Genomic DNA, 20300 nt, shown 5'->3' with positions numbered 1-20300 from the left:
CCGCAAGGCTGCCCTTAACGCTGTTAAGCTGTCAAGCGTGAGTACGGAGAAACGCGCCCCCCTCGACCGCGCCCGGGTCGCGGACACCGCCCTGAGGCTGCTGAACGAGGTGGGCCTCGACGGGCTGACCCTGCGGGCCATCGCCCGCGAACTGGACGTGAAGGCGCCCGCGCTCTACTGGCACTTCAAGGACAAGCAGGCGTTGCTGGACGAGATGGCGACCGAGATGTACCGGCGGATGACGGCCGGCACGCCGCTCGACCCCGCCGACACCTGGCAGGAACGGCTGCTCAAGGCCAACCGCGGACTGCGCGCGGCCCTGCTCGGCTACCGCGACGGCGCCAAGGTCTTCAGCGGCACCCGCTTCACGAGCCTCGTGCACGTCGAGGCGATGGAGGACAACCTGCGGCTGTTCACGGCCGCCGGGTTCACCCTCGCCGAAGCGGTCCGCGCCACCTCGACGACGTACTTCTACACCCTCGGCTTCGTCACCGAGGAACAGGGCGTCCTCCCGCTGCCGGGCGAGCGGCGCGAGGGCTACGACATCGCCGAACGCGCCCGCCTGATGGCCGACTTCCCCCTGTCGGCCGCGGCGGGCGCGGAGATCTTCGAGGACTACGACCACCACTTCGAGGAGGGCCTGGCCCTGGCGATCGCGGGCGTCGAGACGCGGTACCGCCGCGGCTAGCGCGCCCCACGCCTTCGGGGCCGTGGGGGAGGAACGCGTTCCGGACGGACCCCCGCGTGCGCCGCACGGCCCGCCGGGCAGGCCCTAGCTCGTCCGGGCCCGCCGTACCGCCCGGGTCACGATCGGGGGCAGCAGGTCCAGGGCGAGGCGGCGGCCCCGGGAGCGGCGGGGCGGGCGGGGAGCGGGGACGGGCGTCGGTTCCGGGGCCCGGTAGTGGCGTGAGCGGGGGAACTCCGGCGTCTTCATGCCCCGGGCCCGGGTCCTGACCAGCCGGTGCCCCGCGGCGTCCTGCACGCTCAGACCCACGTCGCCGCGGGCCCGCAGCGCGGTGAGGAGCTCCTCCTGCACGGCCGTGGGGTCGCCCCAGGTGCCGTACAGCTTCTGGGTGCTGAGACAGACCGGGCGCAGCCCCCGGTTCAGGACCGCCTCCCAGGTGGCCACGGAGACGCCGGGGGTGTGCTCGGAGCGGAAGTCGTCCAGGACGACGATCCCGTCCGGCTGGAGGATGTCGCGGGCGGCCCCGATGTCGTCGCGGACGTGCGCGTACAGATGCGACGCGTCGATGTGCACGAAGCGGCAGGAGCCGGCGTCCACCTCGGTGGAGACGACGGAGCTGGGGGCCTCGACGACCCGGGGCAGCTCGTCGTGGAAGGAGAGGTAGTTGCGCTCGAAGGCCTGCCGGGTCAGCGAGGCGTACGACTTCGCCGTCTCCGCCCTGTTGGCCCCGTCGGGTGCCTCGCCGCCGAACAGGTCGCAGACCGTGAACCGCTCGCCCGCGCGCAGGTGCCGGCCGAGCAGGATCGCGCTCTTGCCCATGTACGCGCCGAGTTCCAGCAGGTCGCCCGTGCGGCCCAGGTTCTCCTGCCGCTCCAGGAACCAGGTGAAGAGCACCTGGTCGAGCGGCGGGAACCAGCCGGGGACGTCCGTGAGCTCGCCGGGGTGGGTGTGAGTCTCCTGTGGGTTGTCCATGGGGGGTAATCCTGCTCACAGGGACCAGGACGAACCGACCACCGGCGGAACGTCAGGTGAACAGCTCGCCGCGTCTCAACGACCCTTGGTCAGAGCCGAACGGAGTTTCGGGGTCAGAGGCTTCTCGATGTAACGGTTCATCAGCCAGGCCAGCAGCAGCATCCCCGCCACGGTCAGCGCGAAGGTCTCCGCCGACGGCAGCCCGAGCCCGATGTGCAGGGCGTGGATGACCACCCAGCCCAGATGCTCGTGGACCAGGTAGAACGGGTATGTCAGGGCGCCCGCGACCGTCAGCCAGCGCCAGTTCGCCCAGTTGAGCAGGCCCAGCGCGATCGCGGCGACGGCGACGAAACCGAACGCGACGACGCCGATGACGCCGAACGCGGTGCGGTGCGCGAAGGCGTCCGGGTCGTTGTTCCACAGGTTGCTCACCGCGATGTGCTGACCGATCAGGAAGCTCACCGCGACGATCCCCCACCCGTGGACGTCCCGCCGGTCGCGGTGGACGAGGTAGAGGCCCACGCCGCCGATGAAGAACGGGGCGTACTCCGGCATCAGCACCAGGTCGAGCAGCGGCTCCTCGGAGGCGACCGCGAACACCGAGGCGAGGGTCCAGCACGCGCAGAACATGATCACCCGGCGGCGGGTGGCCCCGGGCAGGACGACACAGAGCGCGAACAGCGCGTAGAAGCGCACCTCGGCCCAGAGCGTCCAGCACACCCCGAGCACCCGGTCCACGCCGAGCGGCTGCTGAAGCATCGTCATGTTCACCAGGGCGTCGCTCGGCGAGACCGCCTTGTAGGCGACCATCGGCAGCGCGAACACGGCGGTGACCAGCACCACCGCGAACCAGTACGCGGGCAGCAGCCGCGAGGCCCGGGACGCGAAGAACGATGTCAGCGGGCGCCCCCAGCCGCTCATGCAGATCACGAATCCGCTGATCACGAAGAAGACCTGGACACCGAGACAGCCGTACGAGAAAAAGGTCTGCAGCGTCGGGAACTGGTCCTTGGGGGAGCCGCCCCAGGCCGCGGTGACATCGCCGCCCCGGCCGCCGTAGTGATAGCAGGCCACCATCAGCGCCGCCACCAGGCGCAGCCCGTCGAGGGCGCGCAGCCGGTCCTTCCGAGGGGCCGCCCGTTCCGGCCGCCGGGGTGTGTCGGTCGTCCCCAGCCGGACGGTCGTCGTGGTCACGTGAATCCCCTCGTGCTTCCGGCGTTCCCGGCGCTTCCTATGGGCGTACACAGGCACGTTAGTCCGATTCACAGGCTTGTTCTGGTCGGCGACCCAACGATTGGCCGCCCGGCTTCCGCGAGTTCACCTGTCTGTCGTTTTGGATTCCTAAATTTCCTCGGAATCCCCCTACGTAGACGTAAACCCCGAGTGCAGCTCGGAATCGGTAAGAAAAAACGGGAGTGCCATGACGACGGTCCAGAAGAGGCGTGCACGCGCGCGTGGAGGGGAACTGGACGAGTGCCTCCGCGCCTGTGCAGTGCACAGCGGGAAGGTCGTCGGCAGCATCGACCGCCGCCGCGTCGAACTCGCCGAACAACTGCGCAAACTCCTGGTCGCCTGGGGCATGACGAGCACCTCCGGTGCCGCGCCCGCGCCGGCCGGCGGCGCCACCGCCCTGCTCAAGCGGGCCGTCAAGGGCGCCGCCACCCCGGCCCCCGTGATCCCGGGCGAACTCCTCGACGCGCTCCTCGCCGTCGCCAACAAGGCGCTGGAGTGCGGCTACGACGACGAGCTGAACCTCGCCCTGGTCATCAGCGACACCGTCCTCGCCCAGCGCAAGAACTCCCGCGCCGGCTGGCGGCTGCGCGCCCGCCTCCTGGAGGCGCTCGGCGAGGAGGACGAGGCCGTCGAGGCGTACGAGCGCTACCTCGGCCTCACCGACGACGACGGGTTCGGCGTCCGCGCCAAGATCGCCGGGCTCCGCCTCGCCGCCGGCAAGGAGCGCGAACTGCTCGCCCTGCTGCGGCGACAGGCCCCGCGCGCCGAGGAGTTCGCCCGCCGCCCCGCCACCGACGTATGGGCCGAGGGGCTCACCGCGCAGGCCAGGGGCGACTGGACCGAGGCCGAACCCCGCCTCGTGGGAGCGCTCCTGAGCCTCGGCGCCGAGAACGCCCCGGTCGCCGAACGGCAGGAACTCCTCACCCAGTACCTGGACCTGAGGTCCGCCGAGTCCACCGACCTCGCCGCCCTCACCGAGGCCCTCGCGCTCTACGCCGAGCAGCGCCGGGGCCGGATGCGCGGCCCGGTCGCCGACCCGACCGTCGGCGGGGTGCAGTGGGTCAGCCTCGGCGAGTTCCGCAACCTGATCGCCGGGAAGTCGATCTGCCTGATCGCCAACTCCGGCCGTGTCGGCGCCAGTTCGATGGGCGCCGAGATCGACGGCTACGACCTCGTCGTACGGTTCAACTCGTACCGCATCGACCCGCGGCACACGGGCAGCAGGACCGACATCCACGCCACCATCCACAAGCACGGCTTCAACTGGGACCAGCAGGTCACCACCCGGCTGGTGTTCGGCGGGCTCTCCAACGACTGGAAGTACTCGCTGCGCAACCGCCTGGTGCCCGGCGCGCAGACCTACCTCGGCGACGAGTCGCTGCGCTGGCCCCTGCGCAACATCGGCAGGGTCTCCACCGAGGCCTGGTCGGGCATCCCCACGACCGGCTTCAACATGCTGTGGCTGCTGGACTTCCTGGACGTCAGCCCCACGCTCGACCTGATCGGCTTCGACTTCTACGAGAGCGGCGCCTACCGGGTCCAGGAGGCGATGAAGCTCGCCATCACGTCCGTCCACGAGTACACCAGCGAGAAGGACTGGGTCATGCAGCGGGCCCAGAGCGTCACCGACATGAGGATATCCCTGCGATGACCACGACCACCCTGCCCGCGGCCCCCGTCACCGACGCCCACGCCCTGACCGGCAAGCGCCGCATCGCCTTCGCGTCCTACGTGGACGAGAACTACCTCCCCGGCTTCCTGACCCTCCTCAGAAGCCTCGCCCTGTCCAACCCGGGCGTGTGCGAGGACTTCGTCGTCCTCTACGACGACCTGCGCCCCGGGTCGATCGCCAGGATCCGCGCCCTGCACCCGAGGATCGTCCTCCAGCGGGTCGACGACACGCACTACGACGCCTACAAGAAGGGCGACCAGGACAACTACCTGGTCCGCAAGGCGTACTTCATCCTCGACGTCTTCCGCCTGCGCGCCTACGACACGGTCATCACCCTCGACACCGACATGGTGGTCCTGGGCGATCTCGGCGAACTCCTCCAGCTCCGCGAGGGACTCGCGGCCGTACCGCAGTTCTTCTACGGGCAGCACAAGCTCAACTCCGGTCTGCTGGTCATCCAGCGGGAGTACCTGAGCGACGAGTTCTGCGCCCGGATCGACCGGTGCGGACGCTCCGGCGACTACGAGCTCGACAAGCACGACCAGGGCATCCTCAACGCCGTCCTCGACGGTGACTTCGTGCGTCTGGACCCGCGCTACAACTTCGTCAAGCGGCGGCTCTCCGGCGACCTGCCCGTCCCCGAGGACACCGCGATCCTGCACTTCACCGGCCGCCACAAGCCGTGGCAGGGCGGCGAGGCCGGGTACAGCCTGGCCGAGGAGAAGTGGCGCGAGTACGAGCTGTCGGACGCCGACTTCCACGCCGCGTACCTGGAGCGCCCGGGCGGCCTCCACCACGACCTGGTCGTCCACTTCGGCACCCCGCACGTGCGGCGCACCGGCGACGTCGAGGTCGCCCGCAAGGTCGCCGCCGCGCACATCGCGAACGGCGACTACCAGGACGCCGTCGACATCCTCTCCGGCGTGCGCATCCCGCTCGACGAGGCCTGGCCGCACGAGGTGCTCGGCCACGCCCTGATGAGCGTCTCCCGCTACGAGGAGGCCAAGGCCCGGCTGCTGCTGGCGACCGCCGCCCCCAACCGGGCCGCCACCGCCTACTCCCGGCTCGCCCAGATGGCGTGGGTGCACGGCGACGACACCGAGGCCCTGCGGTACGCCACGGCCGGCATCACCGTCGACCCCACCCACCGGCCCAGCCGGCTGTGGACGCAGCGCGCCGCCGCCGTCCCCGCACAGGAACAGGGCAGCCCCGGGGAGCAGCTCGCCCACGTCGCCTTCTACATGGACCGCCAGGGCAACGCCGGCGACAAGCTCCTCCCGGAGACCGTGCGGCTCGCCTTCGGCTCCGACATCACCTCACGCCGCTGGCACTCCGTCCACGCCCACCGGCTCTTCGACGAGGCGGCGCTGGAGCGGGTCAACTCCCGGCGCGGGCTGGTCATCGGCGGCGGCGGGCTGTTCATCCCGGACACCATGCCCAACGGCAACAGCGCCTGGCAGTGGAACGTCCCGGACGCCCTGCTGAACCGCATCGACGTGCCCATCGCGGTCTTCGCCGTCGGCTTCAACGCCTTCGACGGACAGTCCTACCGGGCCAACCGCTTCCGCGAGTCGCTGCTCCAACTCGTCGAGAGGTCGGCCTTCTTCGGGCTGCGCAACCACGGCTCGATCGAGAAGGTCCGGGCGATGATCCCGGCGCGGCTGCACGACAAGGTCCGCTTCCAGCCCTGCCCGACCACGGTCATGCGCCAGCTGGTCGACGGCTGGCAGGACCCGGTCCGGCGCGACGACACCATCCTCGTCAACGCCGCGTACGACCGGGCGGGGCTGCGCTTCGGCCACGACTACGGCTACTTCCTCGCCCAGATGGCCCAGGCCGTCCGGGACCTCGGCTCGCTCGCCGAGGTGCAGTGCGTGGCGCACTCCCTCGACGACGAGAAGATCGCCTTCGACCTGCGCCGCGAGCACGGGGTGTCGCTGCCGGTCATCCCGATGTACGACTTCGACAACGACGAGATCCGCGACCTCTACGCCCGCACCAAGCTGGTCATCGGCATGCGCGGCCACGCGGGCATGATCCCGTTCGGTGTCGGCACGCCCATCATCAGCCTCATCTCGCACCCGAAGATGGCGTACTTCCTCCGTGACATCGAGCGCCCCGAATGGGGTGTCTCCGTGCACGACCGCCACCTCGCCGCCCGTCTGGTCGAACGCGCCACGGACCTCCTGTCCGACCACGCCAAGACCGTCGCCGACGTGCACGGCAGGCAGCAGGAACTCTGGAAGGCCACCGAGGCGAACGCGGCCGATCTGCGGGTGATCCTGGGCAGTTGAGCCGCCGGGTGACAGGCCGGGCTATCCGGCCGGGTGGGCCCCTCGCCGTCACGAGGGGCCCACCCGCTCACCTGCTCACCCGTTCACGCCTGCGTGTGCGGCGTGAACAGCAGGTTCCGTGTCCCGCGCGGGCGCGGGGCGTACGACGGGATCAGTTCGCCGTCGGCCTCGGCCACCCAGTGGGCGTCGTAGCCCAGGGGTTCGAACTCGGCGAGCAGGGGATCCAGCGGGGCGCCCACCAGCGCCTCCAGCATCACCGTGGGGCGGTCGCGCTTGAGGACCTGGCGCGCGCCCTGGAGGACCGACATCTCGTGGCCCTCCACGTCGATCTTGATCAGGTCCAGCTTGCCGCCGGCGAACACGTCGTCCAGGGCCAGCAGCTGGATCCGCTTCAACTGGGCGTCGTCCGCGCCGTGTTCCAGTGACGAGCCGGTCGAGAGCAGATTGCCCGCGAAACGGACGCTGATCTCCGCCCAGCCGGCCGCGGCGGACACCCCCGCCTGGAAGCGCTTGACGTTCTGGACGTTGTTCATCCGCAGGTTCACCGCCAGCCGGGCGTGTATCTCGTCCACCGGCTCGAAGGCATGGACCCTGGCCTTCGGACTGGCCAGCGCGGCGATCATCGAGAAGTAGCCGACGTGCGCGCCGACGTCGGCTATCGTCGCGCTCTTCGCGGCCAGCCGGGCCCAGGTGGACAGGCTGCCGGGCTCGTACCCGAACCGCCCGTTCCACACCGTGTCGAGGGCCACCGCCTCGTCGTTGACGCAGAACATCACGAACGGCGGACAGTACGGGGAGTCGATCTCGACGAGACCCCGGTAAGGGAATTTCTTGCGATGCGTGCGGATGATGTCGCCCGTGGAAACCGGTCGGACAGTTGGTGCGTGAGCCAGCGTCCGGGCATTGGATTCTTCAAGCTGGGAGGTACGCATCCCGCGATGGTAGGGCTGCGAACCGGCCATGTCGCAGCTTTGTGAAAGGTGAGAGCCGACCGGAATCCATCAGCCCCGGATACTGCTCGAATTACTTTTCCGGTAGGCCGGTAATTCCGCTCGCGTTCTTTGTCCGTTCACCCGCGCCCGGCCGGTGGACGGCACTGCCCCGCCCCCGGCGCGCGGGGACGGGGCAGGGTGCCCGCTCCGTGCGGGCCGACCGCTCCGTCAGCGCTTCACGGCCCGCTTCAGGGCGCGGGCCCGGCGGACCACCCGGCGGGCCGTGGCGTTGTGGGGGAGGAACGACAGGCGCTCCGGAATGCCCCCGGGCAGCCCCAGCGACGTCAGGCGCTTCTTCTTGAAGTACCGCTGGGTGCGCGGGCGGAGCCGCTGGGAGAGGTACCTCTCCGCCGCACCGCGCAGCGCCGGGTAGATCCGGTCCTGCATGGTGAACCCGACCGCCGTGACCAGACCGTTCAGCTCGTCGCCGGGCAGCGGGTCCTCGCCCGCGCGCCCCTCCAGGTCCGGCAGCACCGCGTCGGCCAGCACCGCCGGCACCCGGTTGCTGTTCTGGTACGGCGTGAGCCGGTCCAGGAGCGGCTCCGTGCCGATCCGGGCGACGGGCAGGCCGTAGAACGCGGACGCCGTGAACAGCGCCGTGGAGAAGCAGCCCACGACCAGAGCGGGGCGGGACTTCTCGAACAGCACCTCGGCCAGAACGGGCGTGTCCAGGACGAGCAGGTCCACGCCGAGCTCGACGGCCTCGGTCTCCAGCGCCCGGCTGAACCGCGCGGGCGCGGTGGGGTGCGGCTTGAACACCACACTGCGGTGCCCGCGTTCGACCGCCCCGCGCATCATCCGCACGTGCAGGTCCTCCTCCTCCCGCACGGAGAGGATGTTCAGCGCGGACAGGTACTGGCCCAGCAGCAGCGCCGAGCCGTCCGGCAGCACCGGCAGCTCACCCACCGACTCGGCGAGTTCGCTCATCACCTTCAGGAACGCGCCCGTCGGCACGACCTGCCCCGGCACGTCGAACTCCGTGAGCAGCAGCGGCGTGAGGCCCGGCACCAGGTCCAGATGCAGCAGCCTGCGCACCCGCGTGCCGACCAGCGGGTCGAGCTTGTTGCGGGTCGGGCCGTACGACATCAGCCCGTCGGCGTAGACGTGCACCGGGGCGCCGGTGAACAGCTGGGCCACGGTCAGCGCCGGGGTGACCTGGATGGACTCCAGGACCAGCTCCACCCGGTCGTCGCCCAGATCCCACAGCAGCCGCAGATAGCGCTCGAAGAGCGGGACGTCGTCCGCGCGCGGCGTCCAGGCGCCCGGGTGGAAGGGCCGGATCGCCTCGTTCCAGGACAGCACCGCGTCGAAATGGTCGCGCAGCGGCTCGAAGCCCGGCATCTCGTCGAGCGCCAAAGTCGTCTCCGGCGTCGCCGAGTTGTTGAACACCAGCAGCACCCGGCGCTCCGTCTCCTCGAAGAGATCGGAGTCGATCGCGGCGGCGAGGGTGGCCACCCCGTACAGCGTCGAGGCGCAGAAGATCTGCGTGGTCCCGCGGGGCATCAGGCGACCGCCTTCACTGTGGTGACCCGGCGCCGCAGCCGTCGCAGCCTGGCGGAGCGGTGCAGGTCCATCGTGTCGAGTACGTCGCCGAGCATGTCCTGCGGCATCCGCTTTATGGCCGCCGCGCTCCTCGTCCGCAGCTCCTTGGCCACGGCCGGCTCCCACTTGGCCTCGTCGGACAGATGGTGGGCGATGATCGCGCAGTACGTCCGCACGGCCTTGGGCAGCAGCCGGTCGGCGTCCGCGTCCCGCGAGGTGTCCTCGACGACCTGGTCGAAGGCGCGGATGAAGTCCAGCTGGCGGGCGTCGCCGATCTGGGTGAGGGAGGAGGCGACCCCGCGGCGGTAGAACACGCCCAGCAGGCCGACCACGGCGAACGACTCCGCCTCCCGGTGCAGCTTCCAGATCCACGGCCGGTCCTCCGCGGTGCGCAGACCGTCCGTGAAGTGCAGCAGCCCCTTGTCGAGCAGCCTGCGGTGGTACGCGCCCGCCCAGGCGTACGCGTAGTCCACGGACGTCGTCCGGTCGGCGGGCAGGATCGCCTCGCGCGGGTTCAGCACCGTGTCGCGCAGCCCCACCGGCGCCCGGTGCAGCGAACGCGCGCGGGCCGTGGCCTGGACATGGTCGGTACGGATGAAGTCGCAGCCCAGCCCTTCGATGGCGGCCACCAGTTCGGCGAAGTAGCCCGGCGCGAGCCAGTCGTCCCCGTCGAGGAAGGTGAGGTACTCGCCGGTCGCCGCGTCCAGTCCGGTGTTGCGCGCGGTGGCGAGCCCGCCGTTCTCCTCATGACGGATGAACTTCACCCGCGCGACGTCCGAAAGGGTCTCGGCCGCCTGTTCGAGAATGGCTGGTGTTTCGTCTTTCGATTTGTCGTCGACGAGGATGAACTCGAAGTCGTCGCGGGCGTTGAGCCGCAGACTTCGCAGAGTCTCCGGCGCATATTGCTGCACGTTGTAGAACGGCACGATCACGGAAAGCTTTGGCACCTGCGAAACCCTAGAAGGGCGCCCGACAGCGGAACTTGACAGTGATGGTACGGAGGGTGAACTCAATGTGTCGGAACGGTGCATCCCTTGTACTTCCCTGTTGCCCGCGGGCCAGTTCGGCTCTCGGTGGTCTGTTGTTAACTTTTCGTTGATTCGAGGTTGGGCCGCACCTCGAATTCGCTTCCTAGCGTCTTGGACGTGCCAGCAAGTACGCCAGCAAGTACAACGACGCCGATGCGCATCGCGGTTCTCGCGGACTCCGACACCCGCTGGAAATGGGGTGCGCTCACCGCCCATCGCATCGCCCCCCGCCAGGAAGCGCAAGGGCCCCTCGCCCTGAGCGGTTTCCTCCTGCGCGGACGCGCCACGCCCACCGCGCGCCAGCTCGCCGAGGTCGGCGTGGAGGCGGAGTCGCTGCGCGAGGTCACGTCCGTGGAGTTCCTGCGGGCGATGGCCGAGGACACCTACGACATCGTCGTCCTCGCCCTCGTCGGCGGCGGCGTCCAGGCGATGCTGCACGGCCTCGACCGGCTCTGGGCGGGCCGCGGGAAGCGCCCCGTCGTCGTCACCGGCTACGTCGGCGTCGTCTACGAGAAGCTCGCAGACGGCCTGCTGCTGCGCCACGGGGCCGACCTGGTCCTCGCCAACTCCCGCCAGGACGCGGAGCGGTTCCGCGCCGTGTACGAAGGGGTCGGCGCGGACGCCTCCGCGGTCACGGAGGTCGCGCTGCCGTTCCTCGGCGGCGCGCCCTACGCCGGGGAGCACGACCCGTACACGGTCGTCTTCGCCGTCCAGCCGTCCGTCCCCGACAGCCGCGAGGACCGGACGTACCTGCTGAACCGGCTCATCGGGCACGCCCGGCTGCACCCCGGGCGCGAGGTGCTGCTGAAGCTGCGCTCCAAGCCCGGCGAGCACACCACGCACATCGAGGAGCAGCCGTACCAGAAGCTGGTCCACAAGCTCGATCCGCCGCCCAACTTCCGCCTCGTGTACGGGAACATGGGCGAGGTCCTGGACCGGACCGACCTGCTGGTCACCATCAGCTCCACGGCCGCCCTGGAGTCGCTGCACCGCAGGGTGCCGACCGCCGTGCTGACCGACCTGGGCATCCGGGAGGTCCTCGGCAACCACCACTTCGTGGGCTCCGGCTGCCTCGCCTCCTGGGACCAGCTCGACGCCGGACACCGGCCCGTGCCGGACCCCGAGTGGGTCGCCCGGCAGGGCGTCATGGCCGCCGACGGCGCCTACGAGAGCGCCTTCGACGCGGCCCGCGAGCGGATCACCAAGCTCCTCGCCGGCGACCTCGCCCCGCTGACCCCGTACTACACACCCGAGACCGCGCCCGGCTATCTGCCCGGCATCCTCGCCCGCCACCACCTCGGCCCGGACGGCAGCCCGCTGCCCGGCGCCCCCGCCGCCGACAAGGCACCCGGACCGGTCCGGCAGATCGTGCGCCGGGCCGCGCGGGGCGCCTACCGGCACGGCGTGCAGCGCGTGGCGCCCGTGATCCGGCGGATGGGCGAGCTGTGAGCCGCACGACCTCATCCCAAGGAGCAGACCCCATGTCCCACCCGCAAGCGGGCCCAGGCGCAACGGTGCGCCGCGTGCTCGCGGTGATTCCCGCGCGCGGCGGCTCCAAGGGCGTGCCCGCGAAGAACCTCGCCCCCGTGGGCGGCGTACCGCTGGTCGCCCGGGCCGTGCGCGAGTGCCGGGCCACCCGGCTGGTGACGGACGTGGTCGTCTCCACCGACGACCAGGCCATCGCCGCCGCCGCCCGGCAGGCCGGCGCCGAGGTTGTGCTGCGCCCCGCCGCGATCGCCGGTGACACGGCGACCTCGGAGGCCGCCGTCCTGCACGCCGTCGACGCCCACGAGGCGCTGCACGGGGCGTCCGTCGACGTGATCGTGTTCGTGCAGTGCACCAGCCCGTTCCTGGTCCGTGAGGACATCGACGGCGTCGCCGCCGCGATCGTCGAGAACGGCGCCGACACGGCCGTCACCGTCGCCCCCTTCCACGGGTTCGTCTGGCGCGACGCCGAGCACACCGCCGAGCCCGCCGACGGCGGCGGTTCCGGCGTCAACCACGACAAGGCGTACCGCCCCCGCCGCCAGGACCGCCCCCAGGACTTCCTGGAGACCGGCGCCGCCTACGCCATGGACGCGGCGGGCTTCCGCGAGAGCCGGCACCGCTTCTTCGGCCGCACCGAACTGGTCCGCACCGACCCCGCGCGTGTCCTGGAGATCGACGACCCGCACGACCTGGCCCGCGCCCGCGCGCTGGCCCCCCTCTTCGACGCGGACCTCCCCGGTTCGCTGCCGACCGCCGACGACATCGACGCGGTCGTACTGGACTTCGACGGCACCCAGACCGACGACCGGGTGCTGATCGACGCCGATGGAAAGGAGTTCGTCTCCGTGCACCGCGGGGACGGACTGGGCATCGCCGCGCTGCGCAAGAGCGCGCTGAAGATGCTGATCCTCTCCACGGAGCAGAACCCGGTCGTCGCCGCCCGGGCCCGGAAACTCAAGATCCCGGTTCTGCACGGCATCGACCGGAAGGACCTCGCACTCAAGCAGTGGTGCGAGGAGCAGGGCATCGCGCCCGAGCGCGTGCTCTACGTCGGCAACGACGTCAACGACCTCCCGTGCTTCGCCCTCGTGGGCTGGCCCGTGGCGGTCGCGAGCGCCCACGACGTGGTACGCGGCGCCGCCCGTGCGGTCACCACCGTCCCCGGTGGCGACGGCGCGATCCGAGAGATCGCCAGCTGGATCCTCGGCCCCTCTCTCGACTCCCTCGAAAAGTAAGGACAGTTCAGCCATGAGCACCAACTCCCGTCTGCGTCAGTTCGGTTCCCGCGAGGTCGGTCCCGGCAGGCCCGTCTACATCTGCGGCGAGATCGGCATCAACCACAACGGTGAGCTGGAGAACGCCTTCAAGCTGATCGACGTGGCCGCCGAAGCCGGCTGCGACGCCGTCAAGTTCCAGAAGCGCACCCCCGAGATCTGCACCCCGCGCGACCAGTGGGACATCGAGCGCGACACCCCCTGGGGCCGCATGACCTACATCGACTACCGCCACCGCGTGGAGTTCGGTGAGGACGAGTACCGCCAGATCGACGAGTACTGCAAGAGCAAGAACATCGACTGGTTCGCCTCCCCGTGGGACACCGAGGCCGTCGCCTTCCTGGAGAAGTTCGACCTCCCCGCCCACAAGGTCGCCTCCGCGTCCCTGACCGACGACGAGCTGCTGCGCGCCCTGCGCGCCACCGGCCGCTCCGTCATCCTCTCCACCGGCATGTCGACCCCGCGCCAGATCCGCCACGCGGTCGAGGTCCTCGGCTCGGACAACATCGTCATGTGCCACGCCACCTCGACCTACCCGGCCAAGGCCGAGGAGCTCAACCTCCGTGTGATCAACACGCTGGAGAAGGAGTACCCGAACGTCCCGATCGGCTACTCCGGCCACGAGACGGGCCTGCAGACCACGCTGGCCGCGGTCGCCCTCGGCGCTGTCTTCGTCGAGCGCCACATCACCCTGGACCGCGCGATGTGGGGCTCCGACCAGGCGGCCTCCGTCGAGCCGCAGGGCCTCGTGCGCCTCGTCCGCGACATCCGCACCATCGAGGCCTCCCTCGGCGACGGCGTCAAGAAGGTCTACGACTCCGAGCTCGGCCCGATGAAGAAGCTGCGCCGTGTCTCCGGCGTCGTCGCGGAGGCGGAGATCGCCGCGGCGGCCGGTGAGCCCGTCGGCGTCTGACACCACCTCGCCCAACCGAGCCTGAAATCGCCTAGGGGACGGTCCTACGTCGATGAGCCGCCGCGCCGGGAACCCCGGCCCCCGCACTCTCGCCTTCGTCGAGAGCCCGGTACAGCTGCTGAACGTGCTGGAGTGGGCGCATGTCCGGGCGCCCGGCGCGGAGCTCACCCTCGTGGTGCTGTCCCCGACGGACCCCATGACCCGCGGTCAGCTCCGCCGGATGGCGGAGCTGGCCCGCGAGGAGGGCCACGAGGTCCGCTGGGAGGAGGCGCGCGGCGGCCCCGCCGCCCCCTTCCAGACGATCGGCGGCCTCGCGGGCAGGCTCCGCCGGGCCGAACGGATCGTCCTCGGCGACCCGTTCTCCCGCTATGTGCAGCTGCTGCTGACGATCACCCGCGCCCGTGACCTGGTCGTGGTGGACGACGGCACCGCCACGATGGAGTTCGTGGCCCAGCTGGCGGGCGGTGAACGCTTCGTCCGCTGGCACCGCAAGGGCGGCCGTCCCGGCCCGCGCGACCTGGTCTTCGCCCCGGTCTCCTCGGTGGCCCGGCGCCGGCTGACCCCGGCCGGGGACCGGCACGTGGAGATCTTCTCGTCGATGCCGATGGCGGAGCTGCCGGACGGGGTCACCCACACGTCCAACGCCTTCACCTGGACCCGCGCCCGCTTCGGCCCGCCGCGCATCACCAGGAGCGCGGACATGGTGGGCACCTCGCTGGTGGAGACGGGCGTCGTGGACGGCGACCGCTATCTGGAGGCCGTCCGCACCCTGGCCAAGGCACACGGCACGACCCGCTACTTCGCGCACCGCCGCGAGAGCACCGACAAGCTGCACCGGCTGGCGACCGAGACGGGCCTGGAGATCGTCCGCCCGGACCTCCCGCTGGAGCTGATCGCCCGGCGCGGCCCGATCGGCCGGACCATCCTCAGCTTCCCCTCCACGGTCGTCCACACCCTGCCCCTCGCCCTCGCCGGCACCGAGGTCAAGGTCGCCGTCTGCGACATCGACCCCGCCTGGCTCACCGACCACGCCTCCCCCCGCGCCCAGGGCTTCCTCTCCGGGGTCACCGGCACGGCGAAGGACGTCCACCGGCTGGCCGCGGTGATCGTCTAGAGCACCCGCGTACCCGCGCACCGGTACACCGGACACCGGCCCCGGGTGCGGCGGGCCGGTCCCGGTCCGGTACCGCCGGTCAGTCCCGGCCCGCCCTGCGGGCCAGGACGAAGACGCGCCCGCGCTTCTCCTCGCCCTCCGGTTCGCGGACCACCGTGGAGTGCAGGGCCAGGCCCGCCTCGGCCAGCAGGGCCGTGACCGGCTCGGGGGAGCGCAGGTAGTAGTCGAGCGAGACGGGGTGACCGAACCGCTCCGCGAGATGCAGATGCGTGGTCCGCTCGCCGTCGCCGAGCTGGAAGGCCAGCAGCAGATACCCCCCGGGCACCAGCACCCGCCGGAACTCCGCGAAGACGCCCGCCAGCGCCTCGTCGGGCACATGGATGACCGAGTAGAGGGCGAGGACCCCGCCGAGCGTCGCGTCCGGCAGGTCCAGGGACGTCATCGACCCGACGTGGAAGCGCAGCGCGGGATGGTTCCGCCGGGCGAGCGCCACCATCCCCGGCGACACGTCCACCCCGAAGACGGGCACCCCCAGCCCGTGCATCCGCGCCGTGACGGTCCCGGGCCCGCTCCCCACGTCGGCGACCGGCTCCCGGCCGCGCTCCCTCACCAGCGCCGCGAACCCGTCGATCAGCGCTCTGTCGAAGGTGGGCACACCGGCCCAGTCGGAGAACCGCGCCGTGTAGTCACCGGCGATCGCGTCGTACGAGGTGGCGGTGGCCCGTATGAAGTCGGGGTGGTCGGCTTTCACGCGCAGCACCCTAGCGAGGGGAGCGGCGGCTCCTGGGCCGTCCAGGTGAATTCGGCAAGGCGGTACCGCACGTCCACCTGTCGTCACTCTGCGTGTTCGCGGGATGCCGGATCACCCCGCGTGGCGGAACCGCCGCCTGGCGGTGATGATTCCGGGACCGGAACAAGCGTCTCGGCAGAGGGAGGGTGGAGTACCGCCCAAGCCTTGTCCCGACTGGTGAACATCACCGACGGGACGGCGGGGCGGCGTGGTACCCCTGGAGTGTGGGCGAGGTCGTTTCCCCGTCACTCTCCGTGGATTCCATGATCCATCCGACCGGAAAGCCGGGCGAGTTTACCCATCCCAGTCGACACGCATGCGTCGGGCGGCCAGATTTTCTTCCCCTAACGGGTTGAACTTTTGTTGATCGAGGGTCAGTTGGCCACCTCCGCGTCCTACCCTTCAGAGGGTGAAGCAACTGATGTCCCTTGAGTCCGAGGCCGAACCGGTCGGGGAAGCGGCAGCCGTCGCCCCGGGAGCCGCGCTTCCCGGTGTGCTGTCCGACGCCCTGCTTGCCGAACTCGTCGCCTTCCGCCGCGACTTGCACATGCACCCCGAGCTCGGCAACCAGGAGTTCCGAACCACCGCGGCGATCAAGGCGCGGCTGGAGAAGGCCGGTCTGAGGCCGCGCGTGCTGGCCGTCGGCACCGGGCTCATCTGTGACATCGGCGAGTGGGACGGCCGGCGGCCCATGCTCGCCCTCCGGGCCGACATCGACGCCCTGCCCATCCCGGACACGAAGAGTGAGTGCGCCTACCGCTCCACCGTGCCCGACCGCGCCCACGCCTGCGGCCACGACGTGCACACCACCGTCGTCCTCGGCGCCGGCCTCGTCCTCGCCGAACTGCACCGGCAGGGCCGGCTGCCCCGCCCGGTACGGCTGCTGTTCCAGCCCGCCGAGGAGGTCCTGCCCGGCGGCGCCGCCGACGCCATCGAGTGCGGGGTGCTGGACGGCGTCGGCCGGATCATCGCCGTGCACTGCGACCCGCGCGTCGACGCCGGGCGCATCGGACTGCGCCAGGGCGCCATCACCTCCGCCTGTGACCGCCTGGAGGTCGCGCTCGACGGCCCCGGCGGGCACACCGCCCGGCCCCATCTGACCACCGACCTCGTCACCGCCGCCGCCCGCGTCGTCACCGACGTCTCCCCGCTGGTCGCCCGGCGGGTCGACACCCGCAGCGGCCTCGCGGTGACCTGGGGACGGATCGAGTCCGGCCACGCGCCCAACGTCATCCCGCAGCACGCCGAACTGTCCGGAACCGTGCGCTGCCTGGACCTGGACGCCTGGCGCGCGGCCCCGGACATCGTCGTCGCCGCGATCGACGAGATCGCCAATCTGCACCGCGCCAAGTCCGAGATCACCTACGTCCGCGGCGTCCCGCCGGTCGTCAACGACCCGGACGTCACCGAGCTGCTCCGGGACGCCATGACCGCCCGCCGCGGCGCCGCCTCCGTCGAGGGCACCGAGCAGAGCCTGGGCGGCGAGGACTTCTCCTGGTACCTGGAGCACGTGCCCGGCGCCATGGCCCGCCTCGGTGTCCGCACCCCCGGTGAGCGCACCGTGCGCGACCTCCACCAAGGCGACTTCGACGCCGACGAACACGCCATCACCGTCGGCGTGGAGCTGTTTACCGCCGCCGCGCTGCTCGACGCGGGGGCCTGAGCCGTCCGACCTGGAGGGGCACCGGTTTGGTGCCCCTTCGTCCCCTTGTGTCACCCCGCCGTAACCGGCGCCTCGCGAACGTAACCCGAAGTCGGCACGGTTCGATAACGGCCGCGACGAACCCCGTTCCCCACGACTTCTACGCGCGTTACTGTGCGCCGAAATCGCCACCGTTGGCGGCTCATTGGGGATTGCGGACCGGCGACGGGCCGTGGGGATGTAAGGGGTGCTTGCAGTGCGTTCCATCTCTCGAAGGACATCTCGGAGGACCAGGTTCTCCCAGGCGGTGGTGGCCGTCTCGGTCATCGCCCTCGCGGCCGTCGGGTGCGGCGAGTCCAGCACGTCGGCCGGCAAGGACGAGTCGTCCAAGTCCGCGGACGGCAGCTACTCCGGCAAGGGCATAGGTCTGGCGTACGACATCGGCGGCAAGGGCGACCAGTCCTTCAACGACGCCGCGTACGCCGGCTTCGAGCAGGCCGAGAAGGAATTCAAGATGGGCGGCACGGACGTCGAGCCGCAGGACGGCGAGTCCGACGCCGACAAGGTGCAGCGCCTGGAGCAGCTCGCCAAGTCCGGCTACGACCCGGTGATCGGCGTCGGCTACATCTACGCCACGGCGATCAAGGAGGTCGCCGCCAAGTACCCGGACACCACCTTCGGCATCATCGACGACGAGACCGTCCAGGCGAAGAACGTCGCCGACATGGTCTTCTCCGAGGAGCAGGCCTCCTACCTCGCGGGCGTCGCCGCCGCCAAGGCGTCCAAGGCCAAGCACGTCGGCTTCATCGGCGGCGTGGACATCCCGCTGATCCACAAGTTCGGCGCCGGCTTCGAGCAGGGCGTCAAGTCCGTCGACCCGAGCATCAAGATCGAGTCCCAGTACCTGACCGAGACTCCGCAGGAGGGCGGCTTCTCCAGCCCCGACAAGGGCAAGGAGGCGGCCAGCGGCCAGATCGAGAAGGGCGCCGACGTGATCTACCACGCCGCGGGCCTGTCCGGTCAGGGCGTGATCTCCGAGGCCGCCGCCAACAAGGTGTGGGCCATCGGCGTGGACTCCGACCAGTACAGCCAGGACGCCCTGAAGGGCTACAAGGACTACATCCTCGGCTCGGCCCTGAAGAACGTCGGCGGCGCGGTCTACAACCTCGCCAAGTCCGTCTACGAGGGCAAGCCGCTCACCGGTGTCCAGCGCGGTGACCTCAAGTCCGGCGGCGTCGGCTTCGCGGACTCCAACCCGAAGTACAAGGCGATGACGGACGTCGTCGCGGCGGTCGACGCGGCCAAGCAGGACATCATCGACGGCAAGGTCACGGTCAAGACCTCCTGACCCCCTCCGGACCAAGTCCGATAGGCCCTACGGGCCCTTTGCAGGCCATACGCCCCTTGCCTACCGCAAGGGGCGTACTGCTGTACGTAACCTGGGCTCCATCTGTGGCCACAGCTCGATAACGGACCGGACAGAAGGGGTTTTCCGTCTGGTCTACGCGCGTTACGCTGCGGCGGAACCAGCGCCTGGTATGGGCGCTTGCACAAAGGAGTCACGTTCCATGCGCCGGGTGTCCCGTATCACCGTTGCGGGTGTTGCTACCGCAGCTCTCGCCCTGACCGCGTCCGCTTGCGGCAGCTCGTCCACCTCGTCGTCGAGCAGCAGCAGCGACAGCAAGAACCTGGGTCTGGCCCTGGCGTACGACGTCGGCGGCAAGGGTGACCAGTCCTTCAACGACGCCGCCACCGCGGGTCTGGAGAAGGCCGACAAGGAGTTCGGCTACAAGTCCACCGCCGTCGAGCCGCAGGACGGCGAGTCGGACGCGGACAAGGTGCAGCGCCTGGAGAACCTCGCCAAGCAGGGCTACAACCCGGTCATCGGTGTCGGCTACGCGTACGCGCCCGCCGTCAAGGAGGCTGCGGCCAAGTACCCGAAGACCACCTTCGGCATCGTCGACGACGAGCAGGTCAAGGCCGACAACGTCGCCGACCTCGTCTTCCACGAGGAGCAGGCCTCCTACCTCGCCGGTGTCGCCGCCGCCAAGGCCACCAAGTCCAACGTGGTCGGCTTCGTCGGCGGTGTGGACGTGCCGCTGATCCACAAGTTCGAGGCCGGCTTCAAGCAGGGCGTCGAGGACACCAAGAAGGGCGTCACGGTCAAGTCGCAGTACCTGACCGAGACCGCCGCCGAGGGTGGCTTCTCCAGCCCCGACAAGGGCGAGAGCGCCGCCGAGGGCCAGATCGACGACGGCGCGGACGTCGTGTACGCCGCCGCCGGTCTGTCCGGCCAGGGTGTCATCAAGGCCGCCAACGCCAACAAGATCTGGGCGATCGGCGTCGACTCCGACCAGTACAAGCAGGACGCGCTGAAGGCGTACAAGGCCTCGATCCTGACGTCCGCCATGAAGAACGTCGAGGGTGCGGTCTTCGACCTCGCCCAGTCCGTGCACGACGGCAAGCCGCAGACCGGTGTGGTCCGCGGCTCGCTCTCCAACGGCGGCGTGAGCGTCTCGAACTCCAACCCGGAGTTCGCCGACAACACCGAGATCCAGGACGCGATCAAGAAGGCCGAGGCCGGCATCAAGGACGGCTCCATCACGGTGAAGACCTCCTGACCTTCTGATCCCGACCCGGTCACAGGCCTTGGCCGCACAA

At 70.4% G+C, this 20300-nt stretch carries 16 protein-coding genes; 10 read left to right on the top strand and 6 right to left on the bottom strand.

The genetic code is table 11. The features are described from left to right. Positions 1 to 37: 37 nt before the first annotated feature. Positions 38 to 688 carry a TetR/AcrR family transcriptional regulator C-terminal domain-containing protein gene (locus tag ACIPSE_RS03015; RefSeq protein WP_401656753.1) on the top strand — a complete coding sequence of 217 codons (651 nt, stop codon included), beginning with the start codon at positions 38 to 40 and terminating at the stop codon, positions 686 to 688. Between the two features lie 84 nt (positions 689 to 772). Here ACIPSE_RS03015 and ACIPSE_RS03010 read toward each other — a convergent pair whose 3' ends face one another. Together ACIPSE_RS03010 and ACIPSE_RS03005 are read right to left on the bottom strand one after the other, a co-directional pair. Beyond that, positions 773 to 1657, bottom strand: coding sequence for a class I SAM-dependent methyltransferase (locus ACIPSE_RS03010; RefSeq protein WP_401656750.1), 885 nt, complete (start codon positions 1655 to 1657; stop codon positions 773 to 775). A 75-nt stretch (positions 1658 to 1732) separates the two neighbouring features. After that, positions 1733 to 2851 (bottom strand): acyltransferase family protein, encoded by a 1119-nt coding sequence (locus tag ACIPSE_RS03005; protein ID WP_401656748.1) that lies wholly within the window; start codon positions 2849 to 2851, stop codon positions 1733 to 1735. Positions 2852 to 3077: 226 nt separating this feature from the next. Between ACIPSE_RS03005 and ACIPSE_RS03000 the strand changes: the two genes are divergently transcribed. Both ACIPSE_RS03000 and ACIPSE_RS02995 read left to right on the top strand, forming a co-directional pair. Further along, on the top strand, positions 3078 to 4541 hold the full coding sequence (locus ACIPSE_RS03000) for a glycosyltransferase family 29 protein (RefSeq protein WP_401656746.1): 1464 nt from the start codon (positions 3078 to 3080) through the stop codon (positions 4539 to 4541). Next, positions 4538 to 6856: a glycosyltransferase gene (locus ACIPSE_RS02995; protein ID WP_401656744.1), complete on the top strand. Its 2319-nt coding sequence runs from the start codon at positions 4538 to 4540 to the stop codon at positions 6854 to 6856. The genes ACIPSE_RS03000 and ACIPSE_RS02995 overlap by 4 nt, the downstream gene beginning before the upstream one ends. Positions 6857 to 6939: 83 nt before the next feature. On the opposite strand, the gene ACIPSE_RS02990 is transcribed toward ACIPSE_RS02995, so the two are convergent. The 3 genes from ACIPSE_RS02990 to ACIPSE_RS02980 form a co-directional block, all read right to left on the bottom strand. Then, complete coding sequence (locus ACIPSE_RS02990; RefSeq protein WP_401656742.1) at positions 6940 to 7788, bottom strand: FkbM family methyltransferase; 849 nt, start codon at positions 7786 to 7788, stop codon at positions 6940 to 6942. A gap of 228 nt (positions 7789 to 8016) precedes the next feature. Continuing rightward, a complete protein-coding gene (locus tag ACIPSE_RS02985; protein ID WP_401656740.1) occupies positions 8017 to 9351 on the bottom strand; it encodes an alpha-2,8-polysialyltransferase family protein in 1335 nt (444 codons plus the stop codon). Next, positions 9351 to 10337 carry a glycosyltransferase family 2 protein gene (locus ACIPSE_RS02980; protein WP_401656738.1) on the bottom strand — a complete coding sequence of 329 codons (987 nt, stop codon included), beginning with the start codon at positions 10335 to 10337 and terminating at the stop codon, positions 9351 to 9353. Before ACIPSE_RS02980 ends, ACIPSE_RS02985 begins: the two co-directional genes overlap by 1 nt. A 234-nt stretch (positions 10338 to 10571) precedes the next feature. On the opposite strand from ACIPSE_RS02980, the gene ACIPSE_RS02975 reads away from it, so the two are divergent. Genes ACIPSE_RS02975 through ACIPSE_RS02960 form a run of 4 tightly spaced genes read left to right on the top strand, consistent with a single transcriptional unit; the run spans position 10572 to position 15207 of the window. Then, positions 10572 to 11867, top strand: a complete 1296-nt coding sequence (locus ACIPSE_RS02975) for a DUF6716 putative glycosyltransferase (RefSeq protein WP_401656736.1) — start codon at positions 10572 to 10574, stop codon at positions 11865 to 11867. 32 nt (positions 11868 to 11899) lie between these two features. Next, entirely contained in the window at positions 11900 to 13141 is a 1242-nt protein-coding gene (locus tag ACIPSE_RS02970; protein WP_401656734.1) for a cytidylyltransferase domain-containing protein, read from the top strand. Positions 13142 to 13154: 13 nt separating this feature from the next. Continuing rightward, complete coding sequence (locus ACIPSE_RS02965) at positions 13155 to 14093, top strand: N-acetylneuraminate synthase family protein (protein ID WP_401656732.1); 939 nt, start codon at positions 13155 to 13157, stop codon at positions 14091 to 14093. A gap of 52 nt (positions 14094 to 14145) precedes the next feature. Beyond that, on the top strand, positions 14146 to 15207 hold the full coding sequence (locus ACIPSE_RS02960) for a hypothetical protein (protein WP_401656729.1): 1062 nt from the start codon (positions 14146 to 14148) through the stop codon (positions 15205 to 15207). Between the two features lie 79 nt (positions 15208 to 15286). On the opposite strand, the gene ACIPSE_RS02955 is transcribed toward ACIPSE_RS02960, so the two are convergent. After that, positions 15287 to 15958, bottom strand: coding sequence for a class I SAM-dependent methyltransferase (locus ACIPSE_RS02955; RefSeq protein ID WP_401656727.1), 672 nt, complete (start codon positions 15956 to 15958; stop codon positions 15287 to 15289). Between the two features lie 460 nt (positions 15959 to 16418). Here ACIPSE_RS02955 and ACIPSE_RS02950 point away from each other — a divergent pair, with 460 nt between their 5' ends. From ACIPSE_RS02950 to ACIPSE_RS02940, 3 genes are all read left to right on the top strand, one after another. Continuing rightward, positions 16419 to 17660 (top strand): M20 family metallopeptidase, encoded by a 1242-nt coding sequence (locus tag ACIPSE_RS02950; protein WP_401657646.1) that lies wholly within the window; start codon positions 16419 to 16421, stop codon positions 17658 to 17660. Positions 17661 to 17949: 289 nt separating this feature from the next. Further along, positions 17950 to 18987 (top strand): BMP family protein, encoded by a 1038-nt coding sequence (locus ACIPSE_RS02945; RefSeq protein WP_401657644.1) that lies wholly within the window; start codon positions 17950 to 17952, stop codon positions 18985 to 18987. 220 nt (positions 18988 to 19207) lie between these two features. Next, positions 19208 to 20260 (top strand): BMP family protein, encoded by a 1053-nt coding sequence (locus ACIPSE_RS02940; protein ID WP_401656725.1) that lies wholly within the window; start codon positions 19208 to 19210, stop codon positions 20258 to 20260. Positions 20261 to 20300: the final 40 nt, after the last annotated feature.

It is taken from the genome of Streptomyces sp. NPDC090106 (assembly GCF_044747265.1).
GTDB lineage: Bacteria > Actinomycetota > Actinomycetes > Streptomycetales > Streptomycetaceae > Streptomyces.
Note: the sequence above shows the minus strand (reverse complement) of the source record. Positions and strands in the feature narration are given on the sequence as shown.

What these genes read in the sequence shown, in the direction of transcription:
- ACIPSE_RS02940 (WP_401656725.1), top strand. Translation starts at nt 19,208, where the DNA reads ATGCGCCGGGTGTCCCGTATCACCGTTGCGGGTGTTGCTACCGCAGCT.
- ACIPSE_RS02965 (WP_401656732.1), top strand. Translation starts at nt 13,155, where the DNA reads ATGAGCACCAACTCCCGTCTGCGTCAGTTCGGTTCCCGCGAGGTCGGT.
- ACIPSE_RS02985 (WP_401656740.1), bottom strand. Translation starts at nt 9,351, where the DNA reads ATGCCCCGCGGGACCACGCAGATCTTCTGCGCCTCGACGCTGTACGGG.
- ACIPSE_RS02990 (WP_401656742.1), bottom strand. Translation starts at nt 7,788, where the DNA reads ATGCGTACCTCCCAGCTTGAAGAATCCAATGCCCGGACGCTGGCTCAC.
- ACIPSE_RS02995 (WP_401656744.1), top strand. Translation starts at nt 4,538, where the DNA reads ATGACCACGACCACCCTGCCCGCGGCCCCCGTCACCGACGCCCACGCC.
- ACIPSE_RS02960 (WP_401656729.1), top strand. Translation starts at nt 14,146, where the DNA reads ATGAGCCGCCGCGCCGGGAACCCCGGCCCCCGCACTCTCGCCTTCGTC.
- ACIPSE_RS02975 (WP_401656736.1), top strand. Translation starts at nt 10,572, where the DNA reads ATGCGCATCGCGGTTCTCGCGGACTCCGACACCCGCTGGAAATGGGGT.
- ACIPSE_RS02970 (WP_401656734.1), top strand. Translation starts at nt 11,900, where the DNA reads ATGTCCCACCCGCAAGCGGGCCCAGGCGCAACGGTGCGCCGCGTGCTC.
- ACIPSE_RS02950 (WP_401657646.1), top strand. Translation starts at nt 16,419, where the DNA reads ATGTCCCTTGAGTCCGAGGCCGAACCGGTCGGGGAAGCGGCAGCCGTC.
- ACIPSE_RS03000 (WP_401656746.1), top strand. Translation starts at nt 3,078, where the DNA reads ATGACGACGGTCCAGAAGAGGCGTGCACGCGCGCGTGGAGGGGAACTG.
- ACIPSE_RS03010 (WP_401656750.1), bottom strand. Translation starts at nt 1,657, where the DNA reads ATGGACAACCCACAGGAGACTCACACCCACCCCGGCGAGCTCACGGAC.